18 protein-coding genes and 1 tRNA gene are annotated in these 18,656 nt (G+C 65.3%); 7 read left to right on the forward strand and 12 right to left on the reverse strand.

All coding sequences use genetic code 11. The features are described 5' to 3' along the window. Positions 1 to 6: 6 nt before the first annotated feature. The 4 genes from ACXAJT_RS04445 to miaB form a co-directional block, all read right to left on the reverse strand. Entirely contained in the window at positions 7 to 987 is a 981-nt protein-coding gene (locus ACXAJT_RS04445) for a PhoH family protein (RefSeq protein ID WP_475233295.1), read from the reverse strand. A 160-nt stretch (positions 988 to 1,147) separates the two neighbouring features. Next, positions 1,148 to 1,459 (reverse strand): hypothetical protein, encoded by a 312-nt coding sequence (locus ACXAJT_RS04450; protein ID WP_475233296.1) that lies wholly within the window; start codon positions 1,457 to 1,459, stop codon positions 1,148 to 1,150. Between the two features lie 13 nt (positions 1,460 to 1,472). Beyond that, entirely contained in the window at positions 1,473 to 2,084 is a 612-nt protein-coding gene (locus ACXAJT_RS04455) for an OmpA family protein (RefSeq protein ID WP_475233297.1), read from the reverse strand. 266 nt (positions 2,085 to 2,350) lie between these two features. Continuing rightward, positions 2,351 to 3,688 (reverse strand): tRNA (N6-isopentenyl adenosine(37)-C2)-methylthiotransferase MiaB, encoded by a 1,338-nt coding sequence (gene miaB, locus ACXAJT_RS04460; protein ID WP_475233298.1) that lies wholly within the window; start codon positions 3,686 to 3,688, stop codon positions 2,351 to 2,353. Positions 3,689 to 3,799: 111 nt separating this feature from the next. On the opposite strand from miaB, the gene ACXAJT_RS04465 reads away from it, so the two are divergent. Beyond that, positions 3,800 to 4,669: a hypothetical protein gene (locus ACXAJT_RS04465; protein ID WP_475233299.1), complete on the forward strand. Its 870-nt coding sequence runs from the start codon at positions 3,800 to 3,802 to the stop codon at positions 4,667 to 4,669. A gap of 41 nt (positions 4,670 to 4,710) precedes the next feature. Here ACXAJT_RS04465 and ACXAJT_RS04470 read toward each other — a convergent pair whose 3' ends face one another. Together ACXAJT_RS04470 and irrA are read right to left on the reverse strand one after the other, a co-directional pair. Next, a complete protein-coding gene (locus ACXAJT_RS04470) occupies positions 4,711 to 5,397 on the reverse strand; it encodes an FAD-binding oxidoreductase (protein WP_475233300.1) in 687 nt (228 codons plus the stop codon). Positions 5,398 to 5,558: 161 nt separating this feature from the next. Then, positions 5,559 to 5,975 (reverse strand): iron response transcriptional regulator IrrA, encoded by a 417-nt coding sequence (gene irrA, locus ACXAJT_RS04475; RefSeq protein WP_475233301.1) that lies wholly within the window; start codon positions 5,973 to 5,975, stop codon positions 5,559 to 5,561. Between the two features lie 188 nt (positions 5,976 to 6,163). On the opposite strand from irrA, the gene fabA reads away from it, so the two are divergent. From fabA to ACXAJT_RS04490, 3 genes are read left to right on the forward strand one after another with little or no spacing between them, the layout of a single operon-like run. Continuing rightward, positions 6,164 to 6,673 (forward strand): bifunctional 3-hydroxydecanoyl-ACP dehydratase/trans-2-decenoyl-ACP isomerase, encoded by a 510-nt coding sequence (fabA, locus tag ACXAJT_RS04480; protein ID WP_475233302.1) that lies wholly within the window; start codon positions 6,164 to 6,166, stop codon positions 6,671 to 6,673. A 14-nt stretch (positions 6,674 to 6,687) separates the two neighbouring features. After that, a complete protein-coding gene (gene fabB / locus ACXAJT_RS04485) occupies positions 6,688 to 7,917 on the forward strand; it encodes a beta-ketoacyl-ACP synthase I (RefSeq protein WP_475233303.1) in 1,230 nt (409 codons plus the stop codon). A gap of 16 nt (positions 7,918 to 7,933) precedes the next feature. Continuing rightward, entirely contained in the window at positions 7,934 to 8,725 is a 792-nt protein-coding gene (locus tag ACXAJT_RS04490) for an enoyl-ACP reductase FabI (RefSeq protein WP_475233304.1), read from the forward strand. A gap of 116 nt (positions 8,726 to 8,841) precedes the next feature. Here ACXAJT_RS04490 and ACXAJT_RS04495 read toward each other — a convergent pair whose 3' ends face one another. Further along, the gene (locus ACXAJT_RS04495; RefSeq protein WP_475233305.1) at positions 8,842 to 10,356 is read right to left on the reverse strand and encodes an acetyl-CoA hydrolase/transferase family protein; all 1,515 of its coding nucleotides are present in this window, start codon (positions 10,354 to 10,356) and stop codon (positions 8,842 to 8,844) included. A 323-nt stretch (positions 10,357 to 10,679) separates the two neighbouring features. On the opposite strand from ACXAJT_RS04495, the gene ACXAJT_RS04500 reads away from it, so the two are divergent. Then, positions 10,680 to 11,333 carry an isochorismatase family protein gene (locus ACXAJT_RS04500; protein WP_475233306.1) on the forward strand — a complete coding sequence of 218 codons (654 nt, stop codon included), beginning with the start codon at positions 10,680 to 10,682 and terminating at the stop codon, positions 11,331 to 11,333. On the opposite strand, the gene ACXAJT_RS04505 is transcribed toward ACXAJT_RS04500, so the two are convergent. Both ACXAJT_RS04505 and ACXAJT_RS04510 read right to left on the reverse strand, forming a co-directional pair. Further along, complete coding sequence (locus ACXAJT_RS04505) at positions 11,327 to 12,562, reverse strand: HlyD family secretion protein (RefSeq protein ID WP_475233307.1); 1,236 nt, start codon at positions 12,560 to 12,562, stop codon at positions 11,327 to 11,329. The two genes, ACXAJT_RS04500 and ACXAJT_RS04505, sit on opposite strands and share 7 nt — an antisense overlap. A 2-nt stretch (positions 12,563 to 12,564) precedes the next feature. Next, positions 12,565 to 12,981 (reverse strand): hypothetical protein, encoded by a 417-nt coding sequence (locus tag ACXAJT_RS04510; RefSeq protein WP_475233308.1) that lies wholly within the window; start codon positions 12,979 to 12,981, stop codon positions 12,565 to 12,567. A gap of 298 nt (positions 12,982 to 13,279) precedes the next feature. On the opposite strand from ACXAJT_RS04510, the gene ACXAJT_RS04515 reads away from it, so the two are divergent. Further along, positions 13,280 to 13,681, forward strand: a complete 402-nt coding sequence (locus ACXAJT_RS04515) for a hypothetical protein (protein ID WP_475233309.1) — start codon at positions 13,280 to 13,282, stop codon at positions 13,679 to 13,681. A gap of 106 nt (positions 13,682 to 13,787) precedes the next feature. Here the strand turns inward: ACXAJT_RS04515 and ACXAJT_RS04520 are convergent. From ACXAJT_RS04520 to ACXAJT_RS04530, 3 genes are all read right to left on the reverse strand, one after another. Then, positions 13,788 to 13,873, reverse strand: a tRNA-Leu gene (locus tag ACXAJT_RS04520). Between the two features lie 53 nt (positions 13,874 to 13,926). After that, on the reverse strand, positions 13,927 to 14,553 hold the full coding sequence (locus ACXAJT_RS04525) for an META domain-containing protein (protein WP_475233310.1): 627 nt from the start codon (positions 14,551 to 14,553) through the stop codon (positions 13,927 to 13,929). Positions 14,554 to 14,585: 32 nt separating this feature from the next. Then, positions 14,586 to 15,065 (reverse strand): Lrp/AsnC family transcriptional regulator, encoded by a 480-nt coding sequence (locus tag ACXAJT_RS04530; protein ID WP_475233311.1) that lies wholly within the window; start codon positions 15,063 to 15,065, stop codon positions 14,586 to 14,588. A 105-nt stretch (positions 15,066 to 15,170) separates the two neighbouring features. Between ACXAJT_RS04530 and putA the strand changes: the two genes are divergently transcribed. Then, entirely contained in the window at positions 15,171 to 18,599 is a 3,429-nt protein-coding gene (gene putA, locus ACXAJT_RS04535) for a bifunctional proline dehydrogenase/L-glutamate gamma-semialdehyde dehydrogenase PutA (RefSeq protein ID WP_475233312.1), read from the forward strand. Positions 18,600 to 18,656 lie beyond the last annotated feature (57 nt).

The following is an 18,656-nucleotide window of genomic DNA, read 5'->3' on the forward strand; positions in this document are numbered from 1 at the left end:
ACCTGTTCAGGCGCCGCTTTCCGCGTCCTTGTCGTAGGCGTCGATGATCTTCGCCACAAGGGGGTGGCGCACCACGTCGGCGGCGGTGAAATAGTTGAAGCTGATGTCGGGGATATGATTGAGCAGACGCTCGGCATCGCGCAGACCCGATTGCACCCCGCGCGGCAGGTCGACCTGACTGCGGTCGCCGGTGATCACCATGCGGCTGCCCTCGCCGAGACGGGTGAGGAACATCTTCATCTGCATCGAGGTGGCGTTCTGCGCTTCGTCGAGCACCACGAAGGCGTTGGCCAGCGTGCGGCCACGCATGAAGGCCAGCGGCGCGATCTCGATGGTCTTTTCTTCCATCATCTTCGCCAGCTGTTTGCCGGGCAGAAAATCGTTCAGCGCGTCGTAGAGCGGCTGCATGTAGGGATCGACCTTGTCCTTCATGTCGCCGGGCAGATAGCCGAGCTTCTCGCCCGCCTCGACCGCCGGACGGCTGAGGATGATCTTGTCGACCTGTCCGGTGATGAAGAGGTTCACGCCGACGGCGACCGCAAGATAGGTCTTGCCGGTGCCCGCCGGGCCGATACCGAAAGCCAGCTCATGCTCGAACAGCGCGCGCACGTATGCCTTCTGCGCGTCGGTGCGCGGCTCGATCAGCTTCTTGCGGGTCTTGATCTCGACCTTGCCGCCCGAGAACATCTCGAGCTGGCTTTCCGGTTCGGCCTCTTCGGGCGCGAGGCGGAATTCGCGGTCGATGTCACCACGGCCAACGCTGCGGCCCTGTTCGAGGCGCTGGTAAAGGGCATTGAGCACCTCGCGCGCGGCCTCCTGCGCTTCGGCAGGGCCATGCAGCGCCAGCTGGTTGCCACGGCGCAGAATCTGCACGCCGGTGCGGGTCTCGATGTCGGTGAGGTTTCGGTCATATTCGCCGCACAGATCGATGAGGAGGCGATTGTCCGGGAATTCCAGGATGGCTTCGGTCAGAATGCCTGTGTTCACGCATGTCTCCTGCGCTTGAGTGCGTCTTCATGGTGCCAAGCCCGGGGGGAGAAGGTCAAGCAGCTTCGCGCGGGTGGCAGAGGGAAAGCGGCGGTCAGAAGAAAAACGGCCGCGCGGTAAGCACCGCGCGGCCGTTGGCATTGGGATGGCAAAGCGCCGCTCAGAGCGGGTCTCCGATCACCGATGTTGCGCCTTGCTTGAAGTCGCCCGTGGCCACCGTCGGCGGTGCAACGCCCGAGCAGATCGGCTTGCCGTACTTGTCGAGGCGCCGCGCGAGGTACCCCTCGACACCATCATCGGCGATCCAGTTGTCACAGCCGTCCGGGTCCACCCAGACACCCCAGCGGATCTGCGACAGGTCGTTGCGGTCGATGAGGTTGACGTCTTGGCTCTTGTCCGGGCCGATCGGCACATCACAGGCCGAGAGCATCGAGGCGGCAAGCAGCCCGCAGGCGAGTTTCGCGAATGTCATCTGCCAGCCCCCCTCAGCGCACGCACAGGATTTCGACGCGGCGGTTCTTCGCCATGCCTTCGACGGTGCGGTTGCTCGCCACCGGGTAGTTCTCGCCATAGCCACGCACGTCGATCACCCGCGCGCCGTTTGCGCTGGCCACAGCGGCCACCGAGTTGGCCCGGTTGAGGCTCAGCCGGTCATTGTAGGCATGGCTGGCGCGGGCGTCGGTGTGGCCCACGATGATGTAGCCGAAAGCGTTGGATTCGCTGAAGAACTCATCGAGGCGATAGCGGCTCTGCGGGTAGATTTTGTAGCTGTCGGTGGCAAAATACTGATCCGCCTTGAGCGTGCCGCAGACGTTGATGTCGTGACAGACCGGACGACCGTCACGCGTCACCCGCGACACCGCGTAGCCTTCGGCGCCATCGTCCATGACCCAGATCTCGCAGCCGTCGGGCGAGATCGAGATACCCGGGATGTACTGCTGCCCGCGGATGGTGCGGGTGTTCTGCGTCGAGATCACCGGAGTGTTGTAGCCGTCCGCGGCCGATGCCGCCGGGGCGGCGATCCCGGTCAGGGCGAGCGCCGATACGGCCGCCACCCCCAGAACGCCGCGGAGGGCCTTGGAAAAGCGTTTCACCACAGCCTCTGTCCCCTTCAATATGATACCAATTCCAGCGGGAGCCAGCACGCATGCCTCCCCCACACAAACCTATTACGGTTCGTGAGAGTATCAGCAAATTCTCGCCTGTGAAGGGTAAACCACCAGATATTGTGTCCGCACAGGGACCACCGGGCGTGGCGTGGCCGGATTGTCGCGCAACCGAGGTCAGTCGAGGAAGTTCCCGCAGGGCTGTGACAAAAATGCGCCGCATTTCGCGGCGCATCTTCGGAAGCTCGGCGTCAGGCTCAGACCAGCTCGCCCTTCAGCGAATTCGGCCCGGAGTCGACGATGCGGACCCGGCGCAGATCGCCCGGCTGCAGACCCTCTGCCATCACGTGCACCGCGTGCAGATAATCGGACTTGCCGCCCATCTGCCCCGGCTGGCGGCCGGGCTTTTCAAACAGCACGCCAACCTCGCGGCCCACCATCGCATCCTGAAGCGCCCGCTGCTGGCGGGTGAGCAGCGCCTGCAGCCGCTGCAGACGATCGTCCTTTTCGTCCTCGGGCACCTGCGAGCGCTCTGCCGCCGGCGTGCCGGGACGTTCGGAGTATTTGAACGAGAAGGCCGAGCCGTATTGCACCGCCTCGACCAAATCGAGCGTGGCCTGAAAGTCCGCCTCGGTTTCCTCGGGGAAGCCGACGATGAAATCGCCCGACATGTGCAGGTCGGGGCGCGCAGCGCGCAGGCGCTCGATGAGCTTGAGGTAGCTCTCGGCGGTGTGCTGGCGGTTCATCCGCTTGAGGATCTTGTCCGACCCGGCCTGCACCGGCAGGTGCAGGTAGGGCATGAGCTTTTCGACCTCACCATGGGCGGCGATCAGCGCGTCGTCCATGTCGTTGGGGTGCGAGGTGGTGAAGCGGATGCGCTCGAGCCCATCGATCTTCGCCAGATCGCGGATGATCCCGGCCAGCCCCTTGTCGTGCCCGTGGTAGGCGTTGACGTTCTGCCCCAGCAGGGTGATCTCGCGCACGCCGCGCTCGACCAGATCCCGCGCCTCGGCCATCACCCGCTCTGCCGGGCGCGAGACCTCGGCACCGCGGGTGTAGGGCACCACGCAAAAGGCGCAGAATTTGTCGCAGCCTTCCTGCACGGTGAGGAACGCCGAAGGCCCGCGCTTTGCCTTCGGGCGCTGCTTGAGCTTCTCGAACTTGTCCTCCTCGGGGAAGTCTGTGTCCAGCGCCTTAACCCCCGCCCCGGCCTTGGCTTCCAGTTCGGGCAGCCGGTGATAGCTCTGCGGGCCGACCACCAGATCGACCATCGGCTGGCGGCGAATGATCTCTTCACCCTCGGCCTGCGCCACGCAGCCCGCCACGCCGATCTTCAGGTCTGGCTTCTCGGCCTTCAGCCCCTTGTAGCGGCCCAGCTCGGAATAGACCTTCTCGGCCGCCTTTTCACGGATGTGGCAGGTGTTGAGCAGGATCATATCCGCGTCGTCGGGGCTCTGCGTTTCCACATAGCCCTGACCGCCAAGCGCCTCGACCATGCGCTCGCTGTCATAGACGTTCATCTGACAGCCGTAAGTCTTGATAAAGAGCTTCTTGGGCTCCGAGGTCTTCGTGTGGGACGTCTTGGACTGGGACATGGGGCGACTCCGGTTCCGCGGTTCAAGGCGTGCGCATACCGCAAACAGGCCCCGACTTGCAATGCATCGGCTTTTCCCTGACTGTCGCGAAAAACGCCGGGCGAAGAGCGGATGCACTATAGCGGGTTGAACGAGGCGCTGAAACGCGGCGTGACTGGGTCGGGCAAGCGTCCGCTCGGCATGGTGTTCTGCGAGGATCAGGCAGAGATCGACACCACCGCCCGGCATCTGGTGCAGCTAGGCTTCGCGCCGGTGCTGCTGTTCATGCCGCCGCATCTGGTGCTCGCCCCGGATGTCGCCGAGCGCTGCGCGCGCATCAGCTTTGACACCCACTCTCCCGGCGCGGTGCAGCGCGCTATCAGCCGGGTCATCGCGGCCGCGCCGGGCCGCTGGATGCACTACTGCTACAATGCCGAGTTCCTGTTCTACCCGTTCTGCGAGACCCGCAGCATCGGCGAGTTGCTGGCGTTTCACAGCGAAGAGCGCCGCGATGCCATGCTCACGCATGTGGTGGACCTTTACGCAGGCGATCTCGACGAGGCGCCGGACGCGGTGTCGCTGGATGATGCGTGGCTCGACCGCTCCGGCTATTATGCTCTCGCCCGCAGCGATGGGCTGCGCAGCGGCCACCCCAAAGAGCGGCAGCTGGATTTCTTCGGCGGGCTGCGCTGGCGCTACGAGGAACACGTCCCGGCGCAGCGGCGCAAGATCGACCGTATTGCCCTGTTCCGCGCCAAACCCGGCTTGCTGCTGCGTGAGGACCACACGTTCTCGGACGAGGAATACAACACCTACGCCTGCCCGTGGCACAACAACATCACCGCGGCACTGGCCTCGTTCCGCACCGCCAAGGCGCTGAAGCGCAACCCCGGTTCCAGCGACGATATCGACAGCTTTCGCTGGCACAACTCAGCGCGCTTCGAGTGGCATTCGCGGCAACTGCTGGATCTGGGGCTCATCGAGCCGGGACAGTGGTTCTGAGCCCGGCTCCCCGCCGCCTTTCGTCCTCGGGCAATACCTGCTCAGTCGAACTCTTCCATAACGATCCGCTCCTCGTCCACGCCGATGGACTTCAGCGCCGCGGCCATATCGTCGAGCATCGGGTCCGGGCCACAGACGTAGCAGACGTCGCGCTCGGCAGAGACCACCTCGGCCAGCAGATCAGCATCAATCTTCGCGCGGTGCAGAGGGCTGCTCTCTTCGTCGGTGACGATGAAGCGGGTCTTCAGCCCGGACATCTGCTCAAAGCTCTCGCGCAGGATGATGTCAGCCTCGGTCTTGTTGGAGAACACCAGCGTGTTGCCCTCCAGCGTTCCTTTCTCGGCCAACTTCTTGCGCAGGATCGCGATGAAGGGCGTCACCCCGGCACCGCCGGCGATGAACACACCATCCCCTTTATCCTCGATCGCGCCCCACGGCTCTTCAACCAGCACCGTGTCTCCGGGCTGCAGCTTGCCGATACGCTCTGTCACACCGTCGTGGCCGTCGGCGCTTTCGGGATAGGACTTGATGACGAACTCGAGACGGTCTTCGCCGGGCAGCGAGGTGAAGGTGAAGGGGCGCTGCTCGTCACGCCACTCGTCGCGGTCGAGCGCCATGTCAACGGCCTGCCCAGGGGTGAACTCCAGGCCTTCGGGCTTGTCGAACACCAGATGGTTCACGTCATGCGTAACAGGCTCGATGGATTGCAGGGTCAGCTTGCGGCTCATGATGGGCCTCCTTTCTAGGTTGCCCGAAAAACGCCCGTGTCGCGCGCAGGGTTCCCGCGCAGCGCAAAGCTCTGCCCGCTTCTTCTCTTTCCAAATACGCCGGGGTGAATTGGCCAACGGCCAAGAGGGGCAGCGCCCCTGAAGACGCGATCGCGCCGCTCTTACTTCTTGCGCAGCCGGATCACCACGTCCACCGAGGCGATCTCTGCGCCGTCGGGCGCCTGCGGCAACTTCGAAATCACCAGATCTTCCGACGGTGCGTCGGTCAGATGCCCCTCGCCTTCCCAGAAGAAATGCGGGTGGTCATGGGTGTTGGTGTCGAAATAGCTGCGGTTGCCGTCGACGGTCACTTCCTGAATCAGCCCCGCCTCGCAAAATGCGCGCAGCGTGTTGTAGACCGTGGCCAGCGACACGCTTTCGCCCTGCGACTGCGCCGCGGCAAAAAGGCTTTCCGCCGTGACGTGCCGATCCTTGCCGTCACCAACAAGCAGCGCCGCCAGCGCCACGCGCTGCCGTGTGGGCCGGAGCCCTGCCTGGTTCAACCAGTCGCTGCCTCTCTGGATGGCTTCGGAAGTCATTGCTTGGTCCGCTTGGCTGTCTGTGCCTGCCATATATAGGGGACCAGCCCCCCCTATTTCAAACGGAAATCCTTCGCGCCAAGTCCCCGCACCGCGACGTGACGCATCGATGCGCAGGCTTGCATGGCGCGGTTTCGCGGTGATAGAGGGGGCGCAACCTGAAACAAAGGACAAAGGGGCGCGCCTGCATGGCCGATTATCCCACCAGCTTCGGCAAGGAAGATCTTCTGAAATGCGCGCGTGGCGAGCTCTTCGGACCGGGCAACGCACAGCTTCCGGCGCCGCCCATGCTGATGATGGACCGCATTACCGATATCTCCGGTGACGGCGGGCAGCACGGCAAGGGCCACGTGGTGGCGGAATTCGACATCACGCCGGACCTGTGGTTCTTCGAATGCCACTTCCCAGGCAACCCGATCATGCCCGGCTGCCTCGGCCTTGACGGCCTGTGGCAACTGACCGGCTTCAACCTCGGCTGGCGCGGCTGGCAAGGCCGCGGCTACGCGCTTGGCGTGGGCGAGGTGAAGCTGACCGGGATGGTTCGCCCCGAGCGGAAAATGCTGACCTACAAGATCGATTTCACCAAGGCCGTGCAGACCCGCCGTCTGACCATGGGCGTTGCCGACGGCATCGTCGAGGCGGATGGTGAGGTCATCTATCAAGTCAAAGACATGAAAGTCGCTCTGTCCGAGAGCTGAGAGGGAGGTTTCCCATGCGTCGAGTCGTCGTCACCGGACTGGGCATCGTATCGTCCATCGGCAACAACGCCGAAGAAGTGCTCGCCTCGCTGAAGGCGGGCCGCTCGGGCATCACAGCCAACGAGCAGATGAAGGAACACGGCTTCCGCAGCCAGATCGCCGGCGCGATTGATCTGGACGTGGCCGAGCACGTGGACAAGCGCACCCTGCGCTTCATGGGGCCGGGGGCGGCCTACGCCCATATCGCGATGAGCCAAGCCATCGCCGATGCCGGTCTTGAAGAGTCGGATGTGGTCAACCCGCGCACCGGCCTCGTCGCCGGCTCGGGCGGGCCGTCGACCTCGGCGCTGCTGACCGCGCATCAGACCGTGCTGAAAACCGGCGGCACCAAGCGCGTCGGCCCCTTCGCTGTGCCGAAGGCGATGTGCTCTACCATCTCGGCAAACCTGTCGACCGCGTTCAAGATCAAGGGCATCAACTACTCGATCACCTCGGCCTGCTCGACCTCGCTGCACTGCATCGGCAACGCCGCAGAGCAGATCATGATGGGCAAGCAGGACGTGATGTTCGCCGGCGGCGGCGAAGAGCTTGACTGGACCCTGTCGTGCCTTTTCGACGCCATGGGCGCGATGAGCTCGAAGTACAACGACAGCCCCGAGAAGGCCTCGCGCGCCTTCGACGAGGGCCGTGACGGCTTCGTGATCTCGGCGGGCGGCGGCATCGTCGTGCTGGAAGAACTCGAGCACGCCAAGGCGCGCGGCGCGAAGATCTACGCGGAAGTGACCGGCTATGCCGCCACCTCCGACGGCCACGACATGGTCGCCCCCTCGGGCGAGGGCGGTGAGCGCGCCATGCGTCTTGCGCTGCAGACCCTGCCCGAAGGCCGTCAGGTCGGCTACATCAACGCCCACGGCACCTCGACCCCGGTCGGCGACGTCGGCGAGATCGAAGCGGTACGCCGCGTCTTTGGCGACGGCAGCACGCCGCCGGTGTCCTCGACCAAGTCGATGACCGGCCACAGCCAAGGCGCCACCGGCGCGCAGGAGGCGATCTACTGCCTGCTGATGCTGCAGAACGACTTCATCGCGCCGTCGATCAACGTCGAGACGCTGGACCCGGCGCTGAAACCCGAAGAAATTGCCACCAGCCTCGTCGAGACCGCAGGGCTCGACACGGTGATGACCAACTCCTTCGGCTTCGGCGGCACGAACGGTTCGATGCTGCTGAGCAAATATCAAGAATAACAGGCGAGAGACGGACATGGGCGAGCTTCTCAAGGGCAAGCGCGGGCTGATCATGGGGGTGGCGAATGACCGCTCCATCGCATGGGGGATCGCGAAGGCCCTGCACGAGGCGGGGGCGGAGCTTGCCTTCACCTATCAGGGCGAGGCTTTCGGCAAGCGGCTCGAGCCGCTGGCACAGAGCGTCGGGTCGGACTTCATGGTCGATGTGGACGTCACCGACGACGCCTCGCTCGACGCCGCCTTCGAACAGCTGGGCGCGCGCTGGCCGACCATCGACTTCGTGGTGCACGCCATCGCGTTTTCCGACAAGTCCGAGCTGACCGGCCGGTTCCTCAACACCAGCCGCTCGAACTTCAAGAACTCGATGGACATCTCGTGCTACTCGTTCATCGAAGTGGCGCGGCGCGCGCACCCGCTGATGGTCGAGAACGGCGGCACGATGCTGACGCTCACTTACGACGGATCGATCAAGGTGGTGCCGAACTACAACGTCATGGGCGTGGCCAAGGCGGCGCTGGAATCGGCGACGCGTTATCTTGCGAACGACCTCGGCCCCGACGGCATCCGCGTCAACGCGATCTCGCCCGGCCCGATGAAGACGCTCGCTGGCGCGGCGATCGGCGGTGCCCGCAAGACCTACAAGTTCACCGAGCAGAACACCCCGCTGCGCTCCAACGCGACGCTCGAAGCGGTGGGCGGTACCGCGGTGTATCTGGTGTCGGACGCGGGCGCCTATACGACCGGCGAGATCCTGCACGTGGACGGCGGCTTCCACATCCTGGGCATGCCGCAGGCCGAGAACATCTGAGGCCCTGCCCTCTCTCGAGATGCAAAAGCCCGGCCATTGGCCGGGCTTTTTTCTTGCCATCGAGCGTCTATGGCCCGGAGTCGAGGCAAAACCGCCGCACGGATGGGATCCCCGCCCTACTTCATCGACCCCGTCTCGACGAAGCGCTGATGCCAACTCAGCGACTCGTTCAGCAGCGTCGGCGCGTGCTTGCCAAAGGAGCCCTGCAGGGCGCGCGCGTAGTAGTCGCGCAGCATCGGCTTGTAGTCGGGGTGGGCGCAGCGGTCGATGATCACCCCGGCGCGTTGCCGCGGCGCCAGCCCGCGCAGGTCCGCGAGACCGTGCTCGGTGACGATCACCTGCACGTCCTGCGAGATATGATCCACATGCGCCACCTGCGGCACGATGGCCGAGATCTTGCCGCCCTTCGCGGTCGAGGGCGTCATGAAGATCGACAGGTAAGCATTACGCGCGAAATCCCCCGAACCACCGATGCCGTTCTGGATGCGCGAGCCCATGACATGCGTCGAATTGACGTTGCCGTAGATATCCGCCTCGATCAGCCCGTTCATCGCGATGCAGCCAAGGCGGCGCACCAGTTCGGGGTGGTTGGAGATCTCCTGCGGGCGCAGGATCAGCTTGTCGCGATAGCGCATGGCGTCGTTGTTGAAGCGTTCTGCCGCATCCGGGCTCAGCGAAAACGCCGTGGCCGAGGCCATACGCAGCTTGCCCGCATCCAGCAGATCCAGCATGCCGTCCTGCACCACTTCGGTATACGCGGTCAGATCGTGATACGGTGCCTCCATCAGCCCCGACAGCACCGCGTTGGTCACGTTCCCCACGCCCGACTGCAGCGGCAGCAGGTTGGGCGGAAGGCGGCCGCGCGCCACCTCATGGGCGAGAAAATCCAGCAGATGACCGGCAATCGCCTGCGCCACCGCGTCGGGCTCGGCGAACGGAAGATTGCGGTCCGGCGCGTCGGTCTCGACCACGGCAACCACCTTTTCGGGGTCGATGCGGAAATGCTTTTGGCCGATACGGTCGTCGGGGCGCACCAGTGGGATCGGCACCCGGTTCGGCGGCAGCGCGGTGCCGTAGTAAATGTCATGCATGCCGTTCAGCGCATCGCTCTGCCAGCGATTGACCTCGAGGATCACCTTCTCGGCCTGATCGAGCCACGTCTTGTTGTTGCCGATCGAACTCGACGGGATGAGATCGCCCTCTGCGGTGATCCCCGAGATCTCGACCACCGCCACATCAAGCTTGCCGAGGAACCCTTCCCAGACCACCGGCGCCACCTGACTGAGATGCATGTCGACGTAGTTCATCTCGCCCGAATTGATCTGCTCGCGGGCGATGGGGTCGGAGTTATACGGCATGCGGAATTCGATGCCATGCGCACCCGCCAAAGCACCGTCAAGCTCGGGGCCCGTGGAAGCGCCCGTCCAGACCTTCACACGGAAGGGATCACCGGCGGCATGGGCGGCATCGATCCTTGCGGCCAGCGCCGTGGGTACGGACTTGGGATAGCCCGACCCCGTGAAACCGCTCATGCCGACGGTCATGCCATCGTGGATAAAGGCGGCAGCATCCTCGGCGCTCATCGTCTTGGCGCGGAGATCGGGAAAGGCGATGCGGGCGTGCGTGTTCATATCTGCTCCTCCGGTGCGCGCCCGGGTCCAGCCGCGCCGCACCGGCGCGCGCCAGTGCCGCGGCGCCAGAGCGCCTTGGGCAACATCTATGCAACTCTTCCCCGGCGCGGCCAGACGGAGATCTGCCCCGCAGGCCGGGTATGCAATAAGCGCATACCCATCCATCAGAGCCAATACGCCAGCGACTAGCTTATACACTCATGCTGAGCGCTTGGGCATCCGCGGAACATCGCGGGATGGCCGCCCCGCAGACACGCTATCCGCGTTGACAGACAGGCTGCGACGCGGCTCATCTTGTCCGGACTTATTCAAGGATATCTTTCATGGACATGCACAGCCGGTACGCCGCACTCGGTTTCGACAGCAGCAGGATCGGCTTTGGCCGCCGCTGCGGCATCGTTGTGGTGGACTTCCAGCGCAGCCTCACCGACCCAGCCTTCCCGATCGGCGGCGGCGCCCGGATCGATGCAGCGGTGGAGGCCACCGCCCGCCTGCTCGGCCCGGCCCGCGCCGCCGGGCTGCCGGTCGCCAACTGCGTGACCGGCTATACCTCCACCCGCGATGCCCTGCGCTGGAAGATCGCCGATGTCGAGAACTGGATCCTCGGCACCCCGGGCTGCGAGTTCGACCCGCGCATCATCGACCCCACCTACGACACGCAGGTGATCAAGCGTGCCCCCTCGATCTTCTTCCAGACCGGCGTATCGAGCTTCTTCACGCAAGAGGCCGTGGACACGGTGATCGTCACCGGCTGCGCCACCTCCGGCTGCATCCGCGCTTCGGTCATCGATGCCTTCTCGCATGGGTTCCGGGTCATCATCCCGGAAGAATGCAGCGGCGATCATGACCCGCAGACCCATGCCGCCAACCTCGGCGACATGGGGCGGCGCTATGCCGATGTGCTGCCACTGGCCGACGTTCTGGACCATCTCGAAGCTCTGCCGCAGGCCGCCCGAACGCCCCTGCCCGATCAGTGACCGCCGGAGAACACCAGCGTCTGCACCGGCAGGAACAGCATGCGCAGCCGCAGCCCCGCCGCATGCACCACGCCAATCGTGTCGACCACATGCAGGAAGATGCGCTTGCCGGTGCTCATCTCCTCATGCTCGAGCCTGTGGTGGTTGTCGGTATAGAGCATGACGGTGCAACTGCTGCCCGGCGGCACGTTGGTCGGCTGCTCGCTGTAGAGCGGCTCAAGGTAGACAAGCACGCTGCCAGGGCGCACGTCGTCCTGCGGGTCAACCAGCCGGTCCGAGGGGCGCAGCTGGCCCGAGGGGATGACGTCCTGCACCTCGGTCACCACCATCGGGATAATGTCGAGCGGCTTGCTCATGCAGCCCATCTCGCCAACCATACCCGGATGGATCACCTGCGCGGCGATCTGGTTGAACCCGGCCTGAAAGCGCTCGGCCCCTGCCCCGGTGGGCACGAAGATGCCCGCAGGACGCGCCAACGGGGTGATGAAATCCCCCACCTGCAGGGCCAGCTGCTCGATGCGCCCATCGACCCCGGCAGAGATCAGCGTCTTGTCCATTTCGGCGCGGGCCAGCGCCAACTGCGCGCGGGCGCTTTCGAGCTTGGCGGGCAGCACCTCGTCGATCTGCTGCTGGGCGCTCTCTTTCTGCAGTTCGGCGGCGCGCAGCTGCGCCTCGCGCTGGTCGACGATGTTCTCGAAGCGCTCGATGTCGACCAGCCGCACCGCGCTCGAGCCCTCGTCCCGCAATTGCTCATTGCGCTGCAACTCCTCCTGCGCCTGCGCCAATCCGGCTCGGGCCTGCGCGATCCCCGCATCCGCCGTCGCCAAATCGGTCTGCGCCAGCTTGGCAGAGGCCTCGGTCTCGGCCACCACCGCCAGCGCGGCATCCACCTGCGCCTGCTGAGACAGCCCGTCGAGCCGCACCAGTGGATCACCCGCCGCGACCCTTTGGTTGTTTTCCACGTAGATCTCCGACACCCGCCCGCTCACCTGCGGCAGGATCGTCACCGTGCGGAAATAGGAAGACACAGAGATGCTGGCCGGGTGGTAGTAGAACAGCACGGTGATCAGCGACACGGTCAGGAATATCCAGAGCGTCAGCCCCCAGCGCAGTTCGTACCAGACCGAGAACAGCGTCAGCTCATGCCCGAACCGCTTCCCCTGCGCATAGCGGCGATAGAGGTAGTCCGGCAGCAGCGAGACCAGCGAGCAAAGAATGGCTTCGAGCATGCTCAGACCTCCTCGTCGCGGTGGCGAAAGGCTGGCTGGGGCGCATCGCCTTCGGCAACATCCTCGTCGACCGGTCGCCCCGACAGCCGCGCCAGAGACCGCGCGATAGACTGCAGCGGTGAGAGCATGTCGGGAAACTGGAAGCCCGCGACCAGCACCGCCGCGACCCAGAAGAGGTTGTTGTGGGTGAACAGCGCCAACAGCGCGAGGATGCCGACGATCTGCAGTTGCGGGTGGCTCGACTTGTGCGCCATGCGCTCGGGGATCGAATGCAGCGTCAGATAAAGAACGCCAAGCCCGATGATCAGCACGATCCCGAATATCGTCATCGCCGTGAACAATACATCACTGCCATCCGCTCCGGCCACGTATCCAGGAATGTGGTCGGGAGCCAATGGGTGGATCTTTTGAGACTCCACCGCCAACTCCATGAATTTCAATTAATTGCGTCACGATAGGCAGATTCGCGCAAGCAGGGTTAGCTTTTTCGACGCCGCGCGAGCCGCAGCAATTGCGGCGGCACTGGTTTACGCAACGTCGGGCCCTACCATCATCCAAGCCCGGGGCACCGCGACGTATTGCGTGGCCTCCGGTATCGCCGGGAAACTTATGACCCGGCAGGTAACAAGACCCCGGTGCCGCCCCGGCAGCGCCGGACCGGCCTGACAGCCGACCGAGATTGACCTGACCACTTTGTGCCCACGACGGGAGACCTTAATGACACGCTTTTTTGCAATCCTCGCCCTCTCTGGCCTGACCGCCACCACCGCTTTCGCAGAGGCAACCCCCGAACAGGCCGCGGCGATCACGCAATACGCGCCGGATGTCGACGTCTCGATGATGACCGACGAGCAGGTAGCCGAGGCCTTCGCGGCGGCCAACGGCTCTGACACGGATGCCGAAAAGCGCTCGCGGATCGAGTTCATCGCAAGCGGCGGCTCCGCCGAACCGATGACCTTTTCCGACGAGCAGATTGGCCGCATCGAGGAATATGTCTCGCCTGAAGAGGTCGCAATGATGACCGGTCAGCAAATGGGCGACGCGCTTGCGATCATTGCTGGCGACGAGAACGACGACCAAAAGACCGCGCGCATCAAAGCGCTGATCGGCAGCAACTGAGGCGCTCCGGCGATCCCCTTGCACGCCTTGGCACGCCGCCCGCGCGGCGTGCCGCACATGGCGGGCCGCGTCACAGGACGGACCGAGGCTTGATGCGCCTCAAACATGGTACCCGCGGCCGGACTCGAACCGGCACGCCATTCCTGGCTAGGGATTTTAAGTCCCCTGTGTCTACCATTCCACCACGCGGGCCCGTGCCCTCTGTGCCGGATTTTGCCCTGCTTGACCAGAGGCTGCAGAGAGGATCATTCGCGCATCGCTGTCGCCCGCGTCACATCATCGGCGATCAGCCAAAGGTCTCCGTCCGGACCGAAACGCACGTCGGACAGCGCGGACATCAGGGCAAGAAACGCATCTTCCTGCGCCATGATCTCTGGCGCGCACGCCCTGCGGGTGGTCGCCAGCGGACCAAGCTCGAACATGCCTTCCTCCGTCGCCCAGGCGCCGGTGAAGCTGTTACACCCCGTGTTGCCGGTCAGACTTCCGTCCTCGCCAAAGCTGATCTCGGGGGGCTTGCCGGTGATCGGCGCAGCATCGAGCGTAGCAACGCGCCAACTTCCGCCGGTGATCTTGGACGTGGCGCTGACCGTGCAATTGCGCAGGTCCTGAGCCGTCACGCGCAGCATCGCCTCCTCGCCCTTGGTCCAGACAAAGGTTTCCGGATCGTCGATCGCCTCGAACCGCAGACCCGAGGCCGCAGGCACCTGCGCCACCGGCATCTCGGCCCCGCTGAAATGCAGCGTGCCGACCTCACCTTGCAGGGTGAGCGTGGCCGCGCCCTCGTCGCAGGTCAGCGCCACATGCATCGGAAGCTCCTGCGCTGCCAGCGGCCCGGACACGAGGCAAAGAGCAAAAATCGCAGAATGTCTCATCTGGGTACTCCTTTGGCGCCGGGGACGCGGCCTCAGACAGAGATCTCTGCCAGCCCGTCCTCCTTCACCGCCTGCATGGCGACATAGGTCGAGGTGGTCGAGACATGTGGCAGGGTCGAGAGTTTTTCGGCCAGAACCCGCCGGTAACTGCGCATATCCGAGGTCCGCACCTTGAGAAGATAATCAAAATTCCCTGCAATCAGATGGACCTGCTCGATTTCGGGAATCGCCGCCACCGCCTTGTTGAAGGCATCCAGAGAGGTCTCGCGCGTGTCGGACATGCGCACCTCGACAAAGGCCACATGATCGAGCCCCAGCTGAATCGGGTCCAGAATGGCCCGATAGCCACGGATCACGCCCAGATCCTCCAGCCGCCGCAGCCGCGCCTGCGTCGGGCTCTTAGACAGACCGATGCGCCGCGCCAGTTCGGTGATCGACAGCCGCCCTTCCTCGGCCAGCGTGGTGAGAATCGCACGGTCGAACCTATCGAATTCGTCCGTGACGTTTTGCATCGTGACTTCCATCATTTTCGGATCACCCGCCCCCTAGAAATACCCTTTTAAGGAAAATCGACTGCCAGACCTGCTGTATCTTAGAGCAAACGCCCGGAGAGAACCATGCCCTACGACACCCTGCACGACCTGCGCGCCGAAATGGATGCCGCCACCTATGCCGACGAGGCCGAGACCGTCGCCCGCATGCGCGACCTTGCAGCGCTGAGCGAGGCCGACCGCGCCCAGATCGTGACCCGCGGCGCGGACCTTGTGCGCGGCATCCGCTCCAGCGCCAAGCCGGGGCTGATGGAGGTCTTCCTCGCCGAATACGGCCTGTCGACCGACGAGGGCATCGCGCTGATGTGCCTTGCCGAGGCGCTGCTGCGCGTCCCCGACGCCGAGACCATCGACGCGCTGATCGAAGACAAGATCGCCCCCTCGGACTGGGGCAAGCACATGGGCCGCTCGACCTCGCCGCTGGTCAACGCCTCGACATGGGCGCTGCTGCTCACCGGCAAGGTGCTCGACCCCGACCAGCGCCCCGGCCCCGTTGGCCACCTGCGCTCGGCCATGCGCCGGCTCGGCGAGCCGGTGATCCGCAAGGCCGTGGGCCGTGCCATGAAAGAGATGGGCGCGCAGTTCGTGCTGGGCGAGACCATCCAGAGCGCCATGAAACGCGGCGCGCAGATGGAGGCCAAAGGCTACAGCTATTCCTACGACATGCTCGGCGAGGCCGCCCGCACCGAGCCCGACGCCCAACGCTATTTCACCGCCTACGCCGACGCCATCCGCGCCATCGGCAAGGCCGCCAAAACGGACGATCTGCGCGACAACCCCGGCATCTCGGTGAAGCTCTCGGCGCTTTATCCGCGCTATGAAGAGGCCAAGCACGCCGATGTCATGCGCGTGCTGGTGCCGCGTCTGGTGGAACTCTGCGAGATGGCCGCACGGGTGAAGATCGGCCTCAACATCGACGCCGAGGAGGCCGACCGCCTCGCCATTTCGCTCGACGTGATCGAGGCCGCGCTGGCCTCGCGCGCGCTCGACGGCTGGGATGGGTTCGGCGTGGTGGTGCAGGCCTACGGCAAGCGCGCCAGCCAGACGCTTGACTGGCTCTACGCCACCGCCGAGCGGCTCGACCGCAAGATCATGGTCCGTCTCGTGAAAGGCGCCTACTGGGACATGGAGATCAAGCGCGCGCAGGTCATGGGCCTGACCGACTTCCCCGTGTTCACCGCCAAGCACAACACCGACATTTCCTACATCGCCAATGCCCGCAAGCTGCTGGGCATGACCGACCGCATCTACCCGCAGTTCGCCGGTCACAACGCGCATACCGTCGCGGCGATCCTGCACATGGCCGGCAATGACCGCGACAGCTTTGAGTTCCAGCGCCTGCATGGCATGGGCGAGCGGCTGCACGAGATCGTCCACGACACGCAAAAGACCCGCTGCCGCATCTACGCGCCCGTCGGCGCGCACCGTGACCTGTTGGCCTATCTCGTACGCCGCCTGCTGGAGAACGGCGCCAACAGCTCTTTCGTGAACCAGATCGTCGACGAAAGCGTCGCGCCCGAGACCGTGGCTGCCGATCCCTTCGCCGCCACGGACACGCGCGGCCTCGCCCGCGGCCCCGAGCTGTTCCAGCCCGAGCGCGCCAACTCCGAAGGGTTCGACCTCACCGACCGTCCGACCATCGACCGGATCGAGGCGGCGCGCGCGCCCTTTGCCGCGTCGATCTGGCAGGCCGGCCCGCTGCTCGCCTGCGAGGCGCCGATGGGCGCGACCGAGGACGTGGTGAACCCGGCCACGCTGCAACAAACCGGCGAGATCACATGGGCCACGCCTGAGACGGTGGCCGCCGCTGCCGCCGCTGCGCAGCCGTGGACCGCCATGCCCACCGAGCGCGCGGCGGTGCTGAACAAGGCCGCCGATCTCTACGAGGCGCATTTCGGCGAGATCTTCGCCGTGCTCGCCCGAGAGGCTGGCAAGACCCAGCTCGATGCCGTCGCCGAACTGCGCGAGGCGGTGGACTTCCTGCGCTACTACGCCGCCCGCTCCGAAGGCGCCGGGCCGCAGGGCGTCTTCGCCTGCATCAGCCCGTGGAACTTTCCGCTGGCGATCTTCACCGGCCAGCTCAGCGCCGCGCTTGCGGCAGGCAACGCCGTGCTGGCCAAGCCCGCCGAGCAGACGCCGCTCATCGCCCACCGCGCGGTGCAGCTGCTGCACGAGGCCGGTGTGCCGAAGAGCGCGCTGCAACTGCTGCCCGGCGCCGGTGACGTGGGCGCCGCCCTCACCTCCAACCCGGCGGTGAAAGGTGTTGCCTTCACCGGCTCCACCGAGACAGCGCAGATCATCCACAAATCCATCGCCAAACATCTCGCGCCGGGCACCCCCTTCATCGCCGAGACCGGCGGGCTCAACGCGATGATCGTCGACAGCACCGCCCTGCCCGAGCAGGCCGTGCAGGCGATCGTCGAGTCGGCCTTCCAGTCGGCGGGCCAGCGCTGCTCGGCGCTGCGCTGCCTCTACGTGCAGGAAGACATCGCGCCGCATTTCATCGAGATGCTGAAGGGCGCGATGGACGTGCTGAAACCGGCCGACCCGTGGCACCTGTCGACCGACCTCGGCCCGGTGATCGACGCCGAGGCGAAGGACGGCATCGTCGCCCATGTCGAGGCCGCGCGCGCCCATGGCCGCATGATCAAGCAGATCAACGTCCCCGGCACCGGCCACTTCGTGGCGCCGACGCTGATCAAAGTCTCGGGCATCGATGATCTGGAGCGCGAGATCTTCGGCCCGATCCTGCATGTCGCCACGTTCAAATCGGACAATCTCGACAAGGTGATCGACCGGATCAATGCGCGCGGCTACGGCCTTACCTTCGGGCTGCAAACCCGCATCGACGACCGGGTTCAGCACGTCACCGAGCGGGTGCACGCGGGCAATATCTACGTCAACCGCAACCAGATCGGCGCCATCGTCGGCAGCCAGCCCTTCGGCGGCGAAGGCCTGTCGGGCACCGGCCCCAAAGCAGGCGGGCCGCTCTACGTCGATCGCTTCCGCGCGCATCCCGCGCCGATGGCGGGCGGCAGCTGGAGCACCGACGAGGTCCCGGCGCGGCTGAGCGAGGCGCTTAAGACCGCGGGCCGCGCCCCGCAGCCCGAGCGTCACGACCTGCCCGGCCCGACCGGCGAGGCCAACCAGTACATGACGCTGGCGCGCGAGCCGGTGCTGTGCATGGGCCCGGGACAGGAGGCCGCCGACGCGCAGGCCGAGGCGATCCGCGCCCTTGGCGGTGTGGCGATCACCGCCCACGGCAAGATCACGCCTGACACGCTGGCAGCGCTGAACGGCATCTCGGCGGCGCTGTGGTGGGGGGATGCGGCAGAGGCCGGCGCGTACCGGCAGGCCCTCGCCGGGCGCGAGGGGCCGATCCTGACGCTGATCACCGGCGCGCCCGACAAGGGCCACGCCCGCGCCGAACGCCACGTCTGCATCGACACCACCGCCTCGGGCGGCAACGCCGCTCTGCTCGGCGGCAACATGTAAGCCAAGCGGGCCGCCCTCCGGGACGGCCCGATCCCGTCCCGGCCAACGGCCGCGACG

The sequence above is a fragment of the Salipiger sp. ABF4_146 genome (assembly GCF_056161345.1).

Excerpts from the sequence above, each read along its gene's own strand:
- ACXAJT_RS04505 (WP_475233307.1), bottom strand. The coding sequence starts at position 12,562 with ATGCTCGAAGCCATTCTTTGCTCGCTGGTCTCGCTGCTGCCGGACTAC.
- ACXAJT_RS04465 (WP_475233299.1), top strand. The coding sequence starts at position 3,800 with ATGCACTATAGCGGGTTGAACGAGGCGCTGAAACGCGGCGTGACTGGG.
- miaB (WP_475233298.1), bottom strand. The coding sequence starts at position 3,688 with ATGTCCCAGTCCAAGACGTCCCACACGAAGACCTCGGAGCCCAAGAAG.
- ACXAJT_RS04450 (WP_475233296.1), bottom strand. The coding sequence starts at position 1,459 with ATGACATTCGCGAAACTCGCCTGCGGGCTGCTTGCCGCCTCGATGCTC.
- ACXAJT_RS04490 (WP_475233304.1), top strand. The coding sequence starts at position 7,934 with ATGGGCGAGCTTCTCAAGGGCAAGCGCGGGCTGATCATGGGGGTGGCG.
- fabA (WP_475233302.1), top strand. The coding sequence starts at position 6,164 with ATGGCCGATTATCCCACCAGCTTCGGCAAGGAAGATCTTCTGAAATGC.
- ACXAJT_RS04525 (WP_475233310.1), bottom strand. The coding sequence starts at position 14,553 with ATGAGACATTCTGCGATTTTTGCTCTTTGCCTCGTGTCCGGGCCGCTG.
- ACXAJT_RS04515 (WP_475233309.1), top strand. The coding sequence starts at position 13,280 with ATGACACGCTTTTTTGCAATCCTCGCCCTCTCTGGCCTGACCGCCACC.
- irrA (WP_475233301.1), bottom strand. The coding sequence starts at position 5,975 with ATGACTTCCGAAGCCATCCAGAGAGGCAGCGACTGGTTGAACCAGGCA.
- fabB (WP_475233303.1), top strand. The coding sequence starts at position 6,688 with ATGCGTCGAGTCGTCGTCACCGGACTGGGCATCGTATCGTCCATCGGC.
- ACXAJT_RS04530 (WP_475233311.1), bottom strand. The coding sequence starts at position 15,065 with ATGCAAAACGTCACGGACGAATTCGATAGGTTCGACCGTGCGATTCTC.
- putA (WP_475233312.1), top strand. The coding sequence starts at position 15,171 with ATGCCCTACGACACCCTGCACGACCTGCGCGCCGAAATGGATGCCGCC.
- ACXAJT_RS04495 (WP_475233305.1), bottom strand. The coding sequence starts at position 10,356 with ATGAACACGCACGCCCGCATCGCCTTTCCCGATCTCCGCGCCAAGACG.
- ACXAJT_RS04470 (WP_475233300.1), bottom strand. The coding sequence starts at position 5,397 with ATGAGCCGCAAGCTGACCCTGCAATCCATCGAGCCTGTTACGCATGAC.
- ACXAJT_RS04500 (WP_475233306.1), top strand. The coding sequence starts at position 10,680 with ATGGACATGCACAGCCGGTACGCCGCACTCGGTTTCGACAGCAGCAGG.